Consider the following 13,522-nt stretch of genomic DNA (forward strand, 5'->3'; position numbering starts at 1 on the left):
AGTTGATTTCCGTGCAAGGCTTCGCTTTCCGCGGGCGGCCAGTGAGCCTCCTCGTCGCTTGCGCTTCTGCGGGGTCTCACCTATTCCGCTTTTCCCGCAGGAGTCTTCGCCTTGCCCTCCAATTAACTGCTAGAACCAGCTATCTATACACATAAAATCTTTATTCAACATAACAACAAAAAAACACGAACTACCAATCAAAAAATAATTAATAGTTCGCATTTGACTTCAACTGAAATACTTTTGTCCCAGCCTCATTTTTACTACTTATTTAATTTGTTTTTCTATGATCTGTTCTTTAGCTGAGGCAGTCTGTGCTTCCGCTGCTTTCATTTCATTATTAACGTCGATGGCTTCTTTTAAATACTCGGTTTTGTATCCGCTTTTAAGTGCCCAAGCATAAAAGAATAGTGAAACAATTGCAATAAGACCCATATCCCAGCCGTATTTAATAATATTGAGTCCCCCGAATTTTTCACTTCCTATCCAAGAGATTGTCATCATACATAATAAGTAGACAATCATCCAAACGCCGGCTCGGAAGTTTTGACCAAAGCCTTTCCATTTTGATTTTGCTTGGTAGGAAAAATAAATCGGTAACCCTATTAAAATAATAAATAATACCTGTCCAGTTAACGGCCATCTTGCCCAGTAAAGAGTAAGTGAAGCAAAGATGAAGCCAAGAGGCGCTATTACATTTAACCCTTTTATACGTAAAGGTCTATAAAGATCGGTCCCCGTTTTTCTTAACGTCATAGCTGTGATAGGACCAGTAAGATATGAAATTAACGTAGCTACAGAAATAATTTCGGCTAAAATTCCCCAGCCTCTAAATAAAAATAAAAAGATGAATGAGACAAATAGATTAAAAAACATGGCTTGACGAGGAACTCCATAAAGCGGATGAACTCGTCCCAGTATATTCGGCAAATATTTATTTTTTTCCATACCATAAATCATGCGTGACGTGGTAGCTGTATACGTGATACCTGTTCCTGATGGCGATACAAAAGCATCGGCATATAACACAATAACAAGCCAGTTAATATTTAACGCAATCGCTAGATCCGCAAACGGCGAATTAAAGTTAAGATGGCTCCATCCTTTTACGATTTCTGAAGGATTTACCGCTCCAATAAACGCAATTTGAAGCAATACATAGATCACGGTTGCAATTAAAATTGAGCCTACTACTGCAATCGGAATAGAGCGACCTGGATTTTTTGCTTCTCCCGCCATATTAATAGGGCTTTGAAAACCGTTAAAAGCAAACACAATCCCAGACGTAGCAACAGCTGTCAAAACGCTTGCCCATCCATTTGGAGCAACGCCTCCCGTAGATGAAAAGTTTCCTCCGTGAAACCCTGCGAATAAAAGAGCACCAATTGTAAGCCCTGGTATTACAATCTTGAACACGGTAATAAGTGAATTAGCTTTCGAAAATAAGCCGACGGTCCAGTAATTTAGAAGAAAATAAATGATTAATAGTCCTGTGGCAATAGCTAAACCTTTTCCGGTAAGAATCCCGTTTTCTACTAAACTGCCTGTCCATTTCGCCCACTCCCACGGCCATGAACTCATATACTGAACAGAAGCAACGGCTTCAACAGGAATAACCGATACGATTGCAATCCAGTTTGCCCAAGCCGCAATAAAGCCAAGAAATGAGCCGTGCGAGTACTGAGTATACTTAACCATACCCCCTGCTTCTGGAAACATCGATCCTAGTTCACTGTAAGAAAGAGCTATAAATAAAATAACAACCATTCCAATAATCCAAGAAGCAATTGCTGCGGGGCCTGCAATTTGAGCAGCTCTCCATGCCCCAAACAGCCATCCTGATCCAATAATAGATCCAAGACCGACCATCATGAGAGAAAACGTTCCCATTTTTCTATGTAAGTTATTCATGTATCTAACACCTTTCTTCTATATTTTCTGAGAAGTGAATTATTAAGCGCTTTCATTAAATTTAAAAAATAAAATTCATTTTGAACTTTAAAAATGCTGCTTAAAAGTACTAGCCGAAAGCTTTTCCATTCATTCACGCGTCCTCCTTCTTCATTTATTATTTGTTATTATATCATCATCAAGTTAAAAAGTACGCGTTTTGAATAAAAAATATTTTTATTTTTAGAATTTTGTGCGTTTTTTCAATTAAAAGTGCGCGTTTTGAATACTAACATTCATAAGGGCTGCCTTTCCATTAAAGTGATAGACAAACGATCTTGTTGCAATAACCAGAAAAAAAGCAAGATAAAATGAATGCTTCATTTTATCTTGCTTTCTTTTAAGTTATTTCACAACAGCTAATACCGTTTCTTTAAAGCTGTTATAAACATACGACCAAAGAGCCGGTTCTTCTTTATATCTTGTTCGTAACGAAGAAAAGACTTCTTTTTGTTTTTCTTCAAACGAAGGATCTTCTTTGGAAGGAAGCGTGGCACGAAGCTCATCGACGATTTGCTGAACTTCGGGAGCACGGGGGCCCCACTTCCCAAGTAACGTCCCTTCATTATTAAAAATTAAAATAATCGGAATGGCACGTCCTCCGTTTGTTAAGTGACGGTCAATTAATTCGGTGTCTGCATCTCGCAGTGCAACGCGCACATCAATACCGGCAGCTTCAGCTACTTTACGAATGATTGGGTTAATCATCATCGCATCTCCGCACCAATCTTCAGTAATCGCTAAGAAGTGAAGCTTGTGAGCCTTTAATTTGTCAGCCAGTCCATCTTTAGGAAGCTGAAATTGTTCATAAACAGCTAAACTTTCCTCTTTTAATGTACTCATGTCGTTCATATATGTTTGAATTGATTTTCCTTCTTCAAAATACTGCTGTTCTGTTTTCATCAAAATCCCTCTTTCTTTTTTGTATACGAATAGATGAGAGGTAAAAATTCGGTTTACTCTTTTCTATACGCACTACTAGTATAGCTTTTAAGCACAGTGAATCAAAACATAAAAGTCAGCCCGTTTTTTAGCCTGCGACAGGATTTACAAAACTTCAATTTAAAAACAGCACATTGAGATGTTATAAAAAAAGAGAATGGGGTACATGTACACTATCAATGTAACAAATTTTAAATCTTTGTGAATATTTGAGAATGTTTATTGTGTAACCGTCATCTTTTGATTATGATAATGATATGTTAGCTACTTGACTAAATATGGAGGATGAGGCAAATATGAATCAATCCCCGCATGAAAAGCGAAAAAAACGCAAACAGTTTGTAGAACGTTTAAGGCTAAAAGGAATCAAAATAGAGCTGACAAAACCGCGCTCTCACTTTTCTTCACTATCCTTACTAAAATCATAACTCGTAACCACCTTTTTCTAAAGCGGAACGGTATCGAATTTCAACTATCTATGCTAAGGCTTACATATCATTTCAAAAAGAACAGCTTCTAAGTGCTGTTCTTTTTTGATATTTTTTTATATTTCTGCCTTTGTCAAAAAAAATATAAACCTTTTTCTTTATTTCCTCCTTTTTCTACCTAGGGCTTTCCGCTCCCTTTCATACGGTTTTCTCAAAATATATAGTTCTATAAATCCCTTGAATTACCACTATATTCAAGGTATATATAATATAAGTATATATTGTAAATTTATAACTCTTCCTATATAATCTTGTAGAAAACGTAAAAAAAAGGAGAAAATTGATGAAAAAACTGGGGGCAATACTATTATCATTTCTGCTGTTTGTTGGCGTATTTCCAACGTCTTCATTCGCAGCAGCGTCAACATTTGACGCAGATTTCAACAAGTATTTAAAATCGGTAAGCCAAACGCGAGGCTTTGAAGTAACCAAAGACGACGTTGAATATTCACTTTCACTGTATGACGATAGTCTTGAAAACTACGATACAATCGCAGATTTAGAAGAATTTTTAGGTGAACCAATTGCAGCTGACTTACATAACGTGCAAGATGTGTATGCAGATTTTGACTTAGACAAAACAAGCTTAAATGCGTTATTAAAAGAGAACGGCCAAAGCTTAGAAGATTATGTGTATCTAGATGATTTATACGAAGATGTTGACTTCTATCTAGAGGGCGACGACTGGTATGAAGATGATGAGTCATATGACGAAGAAGACGCTTCTTACGATGATGAATTAAGCGAAGAAGATTTAAGCAGCTTACTATCGTTTATGCAGTCTGAATTAGGCTTAACTTCAGAAGAGTTAAATCGAATTGAAGCACATTTTACATCGTTAGAAGATGAGCTTTCAAATGAAGCAACGCTTAACCGCTTAGATCAATTAGGCGAGCGCTTAGCGGCATTCGAAGATTTTGATACAGCAACAGAATTATCTGCTGATCAAATCGCTGAATTAATGTCTATTTATAAAGAAATGCTATCAATCTTCCATTTAGACGCTAAGTTTTCACTTGTACAAGGCGGAAATGAAAGACCGCTTTCTCTTACTGATTTAATAAACTTAGAAGAATTAAAAAATGCAAGTCTAAAAATTTCTCTTTATACAACAGACGGTAAATTTTTAGCAGACATGGTGATCACAGGCGATATGTTTAATTCTGATATCATCACAGACACAGGAAAAGAAGTAGAAAAATCTGCTGAAGCTGTAGCAAAACCAGCTCAAGCGCAAAAACCAGCAGTAGAAAAGAAGCAAGAACCGGTAAAGAAACAAACGAATGGCGCTATACAAAAAACCGTTAAAGGCGGAAAACTTCCGGAAACGGCTTCTAATTATGTAACAAATACATTAATTGGATTAGTGCTTGTAGCCGCTGGCTTTGTTCTTTTCCGCAAAGTGAGACGCGCATAAAATGGAACCAAGAAAAACAAGAAGAACAATCAATCGCAAAAAGCGGTTGATTGTTCTTTCCCTTTTAGCCGCCGTCATTTGCTTTGGTCTTTGGTTTACGACCACAAACGCCTATAAATTTGCAAGAGGCTATTTGGCATTTAAAACAATGGATACAGAAGAACCAGCCGCAGCTTCAGTTTCTAAAAGCAAGGATTCTTCAACAGCAGACTCTTCTGCTGAAGCTTCTTCTGTTGAAGCTAAAAAAACGGTACACTCTCGTACTGCCAGCTCGGAAAAAAAGCCGAAAGTGTCAAATGTGTCTTACCCGAAACAGCCGAAAATCGGTGATTTAATGGGAGAATTATATATCCCTAAATTAAACGCTAAGCTGCCGATTTATCACGGTACGAACGAAGATGAATTAGAAAAAGGCGTGGGTCATTTTGCAGGAAGTGTGCTGCCTGGTCAAAACGACAATTCTGTTCTATCAGGACATCGCGATACGGTTTTTCGTAAGCTTGGCGACGTGGGTGAAGGCGATTCGCTCGTGGTGAACACGGCAGCAGGCACCTTCACATACAAAGTGAACAAAGTACGAATCGTTGATGCGGATGACCGGACTGTTATTGTGCCGAAGCCTAGAGCCACTTTAACCGTCAGCACCTGTTATCCGTTTAATTACGTTGGTTCAGCACCTGAACGCTATATTTTAGTCGCTCACCTTGTGTCATCAACAACAAAATAAAAAAAGCTGTCCTTAAAAAGGCAGCTTTTTTTAATGAATAGATTTCATTAGTAAATCAAACCATATTTTCAGCGAAGTCGCCGTAATAACGATCGCTAAGATAACTTGCAGCGAAGCTACCTTCGTCTTTTGCCCGACAAAAGCGCCGATCGGAGCTGCTAGTAAGCTTGCTCCAATAATCATAAGCGCCGGAAGCAAAAGGACTTGATGCGTCATTACTTTACCGAATGTTGTTCCCATAGACGAAATAAACGTCACGGCTAATGAGCTTGCAATCGTTACGCGCACAGGAATTTTTAACACGGTAATCATAATAGGAACAAGTAAAAATGCGCCTCCTGCTCCAACAATCCCCCCGCAAATTCCAACTAAAAACGCCAGAGCTGCTGCCAAAGGTTTTGAAAACGTCACTTCGAATGAATCGGCCGCTGGATTATTTTTTTTAGGCATAAACATTAATCCTGCAGCAATTGTTGCCATCACGCCGTAAATGAAATTGATCATTCCTTCTGAAAACGAGTTTGATAGCGTTGAACCAATGAGACTGCCAACTAAGACGCTGATACCCATATATAAAATTAACGGTTTATTCAAATAGCCGCCCTTTTTGTAAGCAAGAGCTCCTGAAACAGACGCAAACAGCGACTGCACGGCTCCTATACCAGCTACTTCGTGCGCGCTGAACATTCCCACTCCTACAAGAGGCGGAACAAATAGCAGCAGCGGATACAAAACAACTGATCCTCCAATTCCAAGCATACCTGCTAAAAATGACCCGAAAAACCCGAGTGCAAATACCGTTATTAATAGTTGTACATCCATGTTTTTACCACCTGCTTTTATCAATCCAATATCATGTTTGTTAGAAAGTATGTATACTTACAACGCCTTATCTCTTCTTCCATTGTATCACTGTATATGCTTCTTTTCTGTAAAAATATTGATAAAAGTGCTTTCAATTATTAATTTTTTTAATCATTAAAATCCTATCGACTTTATGCGTTATTTACTTTTAGCCTAAACTTCCTCGTTCTCCCTTCTGTTACTTGTGGTAGAATAAAGAAAAACTAGATGTTAGAACTGCCTACACGTTACGCTTATCTCAGCAGGCCCATCATCACAGGAGGCTTTCGTATGTTTGAATACAAAATTGATGACGAAGTTAGTTTGCATTTGATTGAATCAACTGACGCTTTCCCCTTGCTTTCTCTTATTAACGAGTCAAGACCTTACCTAAAAGAATGGCTCCCATGGGTAGATAGCATGCAAAGTATTGCTGACTATGATGAACTCATCCCTGAATGGAGAGCTCAATATTATAATAACCAAGGATTCCAGGCCATCATTCGGTACTACGGAGAAATCGCCGGGATGATTGGTTTTCACGGAATTAATTGGGGAAACAAAAGTACAAGTCTCGGCTATTGGATTGGACATGATTTTCAAGGAAAAGGTATTATGACAAGAGCCGTACACGGATGCCTGAACTATGCATTTAATACGCTAAACCTTCACCGAGTCGAAATACGCTGCGGCGTTAATAACGAAAAAAGTAAAGCCATCCCTGCGCGCCTAGGTTTTACAGAAGAAGGCATTTGCAGAGAAGGTGAATACCTATATGATCACTACCATGACCTTGTGATTTATGGCATGTTAAAACACGAGTGGAAGCAAGCTCCTTATGCTCCTTGGCTTCTTTCTTAAAAGGCAGGATCATTTGGACAAGCTATCGTTTAAATAGGGTATAGTAAAAAGATTAAAAGAAGCTGGGACAACAATATGTGAGTTGAAGAGAAATCCAAACGAGGTTGATTCTTAATGAAGAATCAACCTCGTTCGGATTTTTTATTGTGATGGTGAACATAGGTTTCATTCTACCAGCTGTTGATTGGAGGGCGAGACGAAGACTCCTGCGGGAAAAGCGGAATAGATGAGACCCCGCAGGAGAAAAGCGACGAGGAGGCTCATCGGCCGCCCGCGGAAAGCGAAGTCTTGTACGGAAATCAACAGCGGTGTAACAAGCGGTTCAGCTCATGTATCCAATTTGTTCGCCTTTTGATTGGAGCGATTTCGTTATGTTTCAACCTATTTTTCAATTGAAATACTGAAGCTGTTCGCGGCGAAGCTTATCTTTTTGTTTGTCCGAAATTGAGTAGTCGTAGTTATAAATAGCTCCTTCCCAATCTCCATACATTGGATTTGGAAATACGATTAGCTTTTGGCCAAACGCTTCTTTTTGCTCCTCTACAAGCTTATTTCGATCAGTAATGGACTTTTTATCAAAGCCGCTAAAATCAGATAAGTTATCACCAAACAGCAGAACTACATTATGATTTGTCGCTACTTTTTGACGGCGCGTTTCTTTTCCTTCATCTTTTGGACCCGTTAATAGCACATGGTCTTTGGTTGCTTGAGGAATATGTAAATTCTTTAAGTTTTTAATTGTTGCCTCAAGCTGAGAAGTTGTACGGCCCGAAATATAGTAAATATCTACGCCTTTTTGATCCGCATACGTCAAGAAATCAACAGCACCTGGTACTGCTTTCGCTTTTGCTGCTTGCACCCACTCATCCCACTTATAAGGAAATCCTTTGCCGGTTTTGATTGCTGATGCTTGAAATGGACTATTATCAAGCACAGTCTCATCTAAATCCAAAATAATGGCAGGCTTTTTATCGGTACTTTTTGCAAGCGCCTCATCTAAACGCAGCTTTCCCGTATTGTAACCTTGGTAATACAAAGCTTTCATTTCGCCGGATGTTTGATACCAAGCGTCCGCCATGATTTGCTGATCAGCTAGGTGTTGAGTGGGTTCTTTTTTCTCAGCAGACGCTTCTTTTTCCTGTTGAGGGGCACATGCCGTCAGTGAAAAAGCAAGTACAGCCACCCCTGTCAACGCTGATAATTTCTTATTCATTTCGCATTCACATCCATCTCTACATATTTTCATTCTAATAATGTTATATATTACCTTAAATACACAAAAAATCAATATAAAGACGAATAATATTTTAAATGTAAAGTTAAATAGTTCGTTTTAACTAATGTTTTCTCCCTTTTTTTAACCATTATCCAAATATTTGTTTATACATTTTCCAAAATCCGTTTTTTTCATTCTTTCTTTTTAATCTTTTTTTAGAAACATATCGATTTATCATTAATTTGCCCCAAAACAACTTAATAAATCTGAATTATCTAACTTTTTATCTTGTGTTAGATTCTCTCACAAAAGTGCTTTTTTTTGAAAAGATATATAGTAAAATAGATTTTGTGAATTAAAAGACGGTGTTTTCTATCGAAAGTATTGTATAAATATACAAAAGGGGATGGAGATATGAATCACGTAAAACAATGGGGATGGATTACCTTTGGCTGCTTATGCGTTGCCATCGGAATTCAATTTTTAACCGCTTCTAACCTCGTTATTGGCGGAACGGCAGGACTTGGCATCGTGCTGCAGCATTTAACCGGTATTTCATTTGGGGTATTGTTCTTTATTATCAATCTACCGTTTTATTTTATGGCTCTTACACAAATTGGACTGCAATTTACGATAAAAAGCTTCATCAGCGTTAGCCTGATGTCAGTGATGTCAGATTTATTAGCTGCCAACTTTTCATTTGCGCTTCCGCATCCGCTTGTAGCCGCGGTTTTGGGCGGCATTATTGTCGGCATTGGACTAATCTTTTTGTTTCGCCACGGCTCTTCTCTTGGCGGCATCAACATGCTATGCGTGTTTCTTGATAAACGATTTGGCATTAATCCAGGTAAAACAATGCTTTTGACAGATGTGTTGATTGTAGGCTCTGCAACGGTGGTATTCGGCGTAGTTCAAGTTCTTTATTCGTTAATCGGTATCTTCATCATGACAGGACTGCTTGGACGCTATCACAAACGCTCGCCAATCGAACGAACTGGTGAACATATGGAAGAAGAAGCGAAACAACAAACGGCTTCAACCATGTAAAAAAACCGTGCGGGAATGATCCCGCACGGTTTTTACGCTTATTCTGCTACTTTTACAAGTTGTTTTCCTAAGTTTGCTCCTTCAAATAAACCAAGGAACGCTTCAGGTACATTTTCAAAACCTTCTACAACGTTTTCGCTGTACTTGATTTTCCCTTGCTGCACCCATTCGCCTAACTGCTTAATGCCTTCAGGGAATTTGTCTGCATAGTCGGCTACGATAAAGCCTTTCATTAACGCACTGTTAATTAATAAAGGTGTTTGAACACGTGGCCCAACGTCTTGTTTTTCTAAGTTATACAGTGAAATTTGGCCGCAAAGCGGAATGCGCGCAAATTTATTTAATAAGCTAACAACTGCATCTGAAATCTCTCCACCGACGTTTTCAAAGTAAACATCAACGCCATTAGGACACGCTTCTTTCAATGCTTCTTTTACATTTCCTTTTTTATAATTAATCACTTCATCAAATCCGAGCTCATCTTTTAAATAAGCAATTTTATCTTCAGAACCTGCGATGCCGACAACACGTGCGCCTTTAATTTTAGCGATTTGACCAACAACAGATCCAACAGCACCTGCTGCACCGGAAACGACTACTGTTTCGCCTTCTTTTGGCTGACCAATTTCAAGCAGTCCAAAGTAAGCTGTGAGACCAGGCATACCAAGAACCCCAATAGCCGTTGTAATTGGCGCTAGCTCTGGATCAACTTTCTGTAAGTTTTTTGCTTCTGCAGCTGAATAGCGTTTCCAAGGAAGCATACCCGTCACGATATCGCCTTCTTTAAAGCGATCTGATTTTGATTCCGTTACGCGTGCTACAATGCCGCCTGCAAGCGGTGCGTTTAGCTCAAATGGAGGAACATATGATTTTGTATCGTTCATGCGTCCTCTCATATACGGATCAACAGAAAGATACAGTGTTTGAACAAGTACCTCGCCTTCTTTTGCTGTAGGCATTTCAATTTTTTCGTATTTAAATGTATCTTTTGTTGGCATTCCTTTTGGGCGTTCTGCTAATAAAATTTGTTCATTCATCGATATCGCTCCTTTTTATTTCTCTATTTTTTGTAAAATGTGCTAAACTTACCTTTGTTATTTTAAATTATATATTGTGCACAACGCAAAAAATATGATTGTGCAATAACACCGAAGGAGAAAAAGACATGGAGCTAATTCGCTGTAAAGAAAATGTTGTTAAAAAACTAAACGAGTTTGTTGAAGTAACTCCCCCCGTTATTTTGTTTAAAAAAGGCAATATGTATCCGATTAAAATGGATATCAACTATAATTGGATTGCCACGGATGAACAAGGTCATGAGCATATTGTTGCTTCAAACACAAAGAATGTGCAGGACGACTACTGGTTTAGCTGCCATTTTGACTTATATTAAGGAGTTTCCCGGATTTACTCTTCCTAAACGTTATATAAATAAAGTGTTGCATCAGCAAAAACAGCGCGCGAATTCCCGCGCTGTTTTTATGTAATAAATAGAGCAACTTAAGCATGTGTTTGAAGCTTTGCTCATGTTCCATTTTCTGCATCGATATCTACTTAAGATTATGTTACAATCACGGTAAAGTAATTTATGATTGATAGAATAAAAGCTAGAGCTTGAAAAATTCGAGGTGGATTATGCAAGGTAAAGTTGTATATAAAGAAGGATTTTCAGTGATAGGCATAGCAAAAAACGGAGAGTATCAAAAAGAGAATCTTTTGAAGCAAATACTTAAAGAAAAAGAAATGATTAGCTCTTCAAAAGAACCTCATATGATTACAGGCATTTGCATGGCTCCGAAAAAAGAAAATTATTTTTATATTGCAGGGACAGAAGTGGCTGATACGGCTTGTATTCCAAATGGTATGAGCGTTCATACGTTTCCTTCGTTTACATACCTGCAGTTTAAACACAGAGGTCTCATTACATCGCTCGGGTCGACGTACAACAGCATCTGGAATGAATGGCTGCCGAACTCTCCTTACAGCATGATTGAAGGTCCTGCTCTTGAAATTGTAAATACAGCTATACACAGCAATTTATATAGTGATACATATGAAATGGATATTTATATTCCCATAAAGCTGGGACAATAAAAAAGGTGAACGTAAGTTCACCTTTTTCCTATTTTTGCAGCTGTTTATATAAATGATAAAGAGTAAAAACGCACTCTGGATGACGCTCTTTATGGTTAAAAAAGCCGTGGGGAAACATGAGTGAAAGATTCCCTTTTTCAATTCCGGTCACATACTTGTTTTCCATAAGCGGATATTCTTTCACAACCCAGCGCGCTTCGTCAATAGTAGACGTAACCACCTCACCAAAGTATACGCCCATACACTCTTCGAATTCTTCTTTTGTCATCGAAAAATACTCAAAGCAATTGCTGTCTTCTAGATCATAGTAAAGAAGCTCTAATATTTTCAAACTTTCATCTGTAAAATCAACGGTGAATTCATCTACCGCTTTGCTTATTTCATGAATGTGATTCATGCACTGTTCGCGCACTTGATGATAGTAATAGCTAGCTTCAAACTGATGTTCACACGTCACTAACGATTCTCCGTATGATGCTGTTAGATCATGATGCTTGCTCATGCTGACACCTCCACGCTAAGCTTATGGAGCAAGTATAACATTAACCAAGCAGCTATTGAGCATCTTCCATTAATAACCTATCCGTGGCAATATTAGGTTCACTTTTTGCTCATTATTCTGCCGTACACAAATCCTCCGCTGACAAGAAGAATACCGCTAATTAATACGCTGCTTAAAAAGGTTTGCGAATGCACCAAGTGATTATACATCATCCACACGCTCATTTCGTCATCTCCTTTTGGCTTTTTTAACTAGTATCCCCGATTTTCTTGGCGCACATGCCGGCATTTTCACTGTTTTTTCATCAAGTTTCTATATAGTTAAAGCCGTGAAGCCAACTATCTTTTTTCATCGTTTTACTCCTTAAAAAGCCTGCTTATGACTCTGAAGCAGGCTTTTTTTATATGGTGAAACAAGTAATTAAGCCGTCTATCCCCACTAATTGTGCATAGTAAGGTATAATTAAAGATAGTTTCACTTTTCTAAAGTGAGAAATACATAGGAGACATCAAAGGAGACATGCAAATGACAGAACTCGAAAAAGCGAAAATTCAGCACCGAAAGCTGTCCAAGGGACAGGTATTTGGAAGGGCCATCGCTATTGCGATCGGTGCCCTGCTCATGGCCACAGGACTTGAGATTTTCCTTGTTCCAAACCACGTTGTCGACGGAGGAATTACCGGTATTTCCATCATGCTTTCGCATATTACTGGCGTAAATCTAGGAATCTTTCTTTTTGTACTAAATCTTCCGTTTGTATTTATCGGGTACAAGCAAATGGGAAAAACATTTGCCATTTCCACTATTTTTGGCATACTGGTTGTATCCATCTTAACTTCTATGTTTCATGAAGTCCCCGCGTTTACCGCAGACGTTCTTCTTGCTACCGTTTTTGGAGGGATTATTCTCGGAATTGGAATTGGACTCGTAATTCGCTACGGCGGAGCGCTTGACGGCACGGAGATACTTGCCATTTTAATCAGTAAAAAAATTCCGTTTTCCGTGGGAGAAATTGTGATGTTTTTCAACTTCTTCATTTTAGGAGCAGCGGGATTTGTGTTCACTTGGGACCGCGCCATGTATTCCATCCTTGCGTACATCATTGCAGCTAAAGCCATTGATACGGTTGTAGAAGGATTGGAAGAATCAAAATCAGCTTGGATTATTAGTGATCATTCTGATGACATCGGCGATGCGATTAATGCGCGTCTAGGTCGAGGCGTTACCTATTTGCACGGTGAAGGTGCTTATACGGGCGATGATAAAAAAGTGATTTTCTGCATCATTACGCGCCTTGAAGAATCAAAGCTAAAAACCATTGTTGAAGATTTTGACCCTACTGCCTTTTTAGCCGTTGCAGATATTACCGAAGTCCGCGGAGGACGCTTTAAAAAACGAAACATTCACTAAAAAAACGCGCAGAAAGCACCATGCT

At 38.7% G+C, this 13,522-nt stretch carries 15 protein-coding genes; 8 read left to right on the forward strand and 7 right to left on the reverse strand.

Annotation, left to right across the window (positions count from 1 at the left end):
• Positions 1-267 precede the first annotated feature (267 nt).
• Together ACFX40_RS19315 and ACFX40_RS19320 are read right to left on the reverse strand one after the other, a co-directional pair.
• A complete protein-coding gene (locus tag ACFX40_RS19315) occupies positions 268-1,911 on the reverse strand; it encodes a glutamate/serine transporter AimA (protein ID WP_377255900.1) in 1,644 nt (547 codons plus the stop codon).
• A gap of 384 nt (positions 1,912-2,295) precedes the next feature.
• Positions 2,296-2,853: a thioredoxin family protein gene (locus ACFX40_RS19320; protein ID WP_025751101.1), complete on the reverse strand. Its 558-nt coding sequence runs from the start codon at positions 2,851-2,853 to the stop codon at positions 2,296-2,298.
• An 810-nt stretch (positions 2,854-3,663) separates the two neighbouring features.
• Between ACFX40_RS19320 and ACFX40_RS19325 the strand changes: the two genes are divergently transcribed.
• Together ACFX40_RS19325 and ACFX40_RS19330 are read left to right on the forward strand one after the other, a co-directional pair.
• Entirely contained in the window at positions 3,664-4,797 is a 1,134-nt protein-coding gene (locus tag ACFX40_RS19325) for a processed acidic surface protein (RefSeq protein ID WP_377255903.1), read from the forward strand.
• A gap of 1 nt (position 4,798) precedes the next feature.
• Entirely contained in the window at positions 4,799-5,524 is a 726-nt protein-coding gene (locus ACFX40_RS19330; protein WP_098332001.1) for a class D sortase, read from the forward strand.
• Between the two features lie 30 nt (positions 5,525-5,554).
• Here the strand turns inward: ACFX40_RS19330 and ACFX40_RS19335 are convergent, their stop codons facing one another.
• Positions 5,555-6,346 carry a sulfite exporter TauE/SafE family protein gene (locus tag ACFX40_RS19335; protein ID WP_013057848.1) on the reverse strand — a complete coding sequence of 264 codons (792 nt, stop codon included), beginning with the start codon at positions 6,344-6,346 and terminating at the stop codon, positions 5,555-5,557.
• Positions 6,347-6,658: 312 nt separating this feature from the next.
• Here ACFX40_RS19335 and ACFX40_RS19340 point away from each other — a divergent pair, with 312 nt between their 5' ends.
• Both ACFX40_RS19340 and ACFX40_RS19345 read left to right on the forward strand, forming a co-directional pair.
• Entirely contained in the window at positions 6,659-7,228 is a 570-nt protein-coding gene (locus ACFX40_RS19340) for a GNAT family N-acetyltransferase (RefSeq protein ID WP_025751097.1), read from the forward strand.
• A 180-nt stretch (positions 7,229-7,408) separates the two neighbouring features.
• Positions 7,409-7,624, forward strand: a complete 216-nt coding sequence (locus ACFX40_RS19345) for a hypothetical protein (protein WP_180232254.1) — start codon at positions 7,409-7,411, stop codon at positions 7,622-7,624.
• On the opposite strand, the gene ACFX40_RS19350 is transcribed toward ACFX40_RS19345, so the two are convergent.
• Positions 7,617-8,441: a 5'-nucleotidase, lipoprotein e(P4) family gene (locus ACFX40_RS19350; RefSeq protein ID WP_028409238.1), complete on the reverse strand. Its 825-nt coding sequence runs from the start codon at positions 8,439-8,441 to the stop codon at positions 7,617-7,619. The genes ACFX40_RS19345 and ACFX40_RS19350 overlap by 8 nt on opposite strands.
• 417 nt (positions 8,442-8,858) lie before the next feature.
• On the opposite strand from ACFX40_RS19350, the gene ACFX40_RS19355 reads away from it, so the two are divergent.
• The gene (locus ACFX40_RS19355; protein WP_028409239.1) at positions 8,859-9,491 is read left to right on the forward strand and encodes a YitT family protein; all 633 of its coding nucleotides are present in this window, start codon (positions 8,859-8,861) and stop codon (positions 9,489-9,491) included.
• 38 nt (positions 9,492-9,529) lie between these two features.
• Here the strand turns inward: ACFX40_RS19355 and ACFX40_RS19360 are convergent, their stop codons facing one another.
• Positions 9,530-10,528: an NADP-dependent oxidoreductase gene (locus ACFX40_RS19360; RefSeq protein ID WP_028409240.1), complete on the reverse strand. Its 999-nt coding sequence runs from the start codon at positions 10,526-10,528 to the stop codon at positions 9,530-9,532.
• A 128-nt stretch (positions 10,529-10,656) separates the two neighbouring features.
• Between ACFX40_RS19360 and ACFX40_RS19365 the strand changes: the two genes are divergently transcribed.
• Together ACFX40_RS19365 and ACFX40_RS19370 are read left to right on the forward strand one after the other, a co-directional pair.
• On the forward strand, positions 10,657-10,884 hold the full coding sequence (locus ACFX40_RS19365; protein WP_377255906.1) for a hypothetical protein: 228 nt from the start codon (positions 10,657-10,659) through the stop codon (positions 10,882-10,884).
• Between the two features lie 242 nt (positions 10,885-11,126).
• On the forward strand, positions 11,127-11,585 hold the full coding sequence (locus tag ACFX40_RS19370; RefSeq protein ID WP_377255908.1) for a GyrI-like domain-containing protein: 459 nt from the start codon (positions 11,127-11,129) through the stop codon (positions 11,583-11,585).
• Between the two features lie 28 nt (positions 11,586-11,613).
• Here the strand turns inward: ACFX40_RS19370 and ACFX40_RS19375 are convergent, their stop codons facing one another.
• A complete protein-coding gene (locus ACFX40_RS19375; protein WP_098524755.1) occupies positions 11,614-12,087 on the reverse strand; it encodes a hypothetical protein in 474 nt (157 codons plus the stop codon).
• 98 nt (positions 12,088-12,185) lie between these two features.
• Positions 12,186-12,311, reverse strand: coding sequence for a hypothetical protein (locus tag ACFX40_RS19380; protein ID WP_377255911.1), 126 nt, complete (start codon positions 12,309-12,311; stop codon positions 12,186-12,188).
• Positions 12,312-12,612: 301 nt separating this feature from the next.
• Between ACFX40_RS19380 and ACFX40_RS19385 the strand changes: the two genes are divergently transcribed.
• Positions 12,613-13,497 carry a YitT family protein gene (locus tag ACFX40_RS19385; RefSeq protein ID WP_060746364.1) on the forward strand — a complete coding sequence of 295 codons (885 nt, stop codon included), beginning with the start codon at positions 12,613-12,615 and terminating at the stop codon, positions 13,495-13,497.
• Positions 13,498-13,522: the final 25 nt, after the last annotated feature.

The sequence above is a fragment of the Priestia sp. YIM B13552 genome, from assembly GCF_042787775.1.
Lineage (GTDB): Bacteria > Bacillota > Bacilli > Bacillales > Bacillaceae_H > Priestia > Priestia megaterium_E.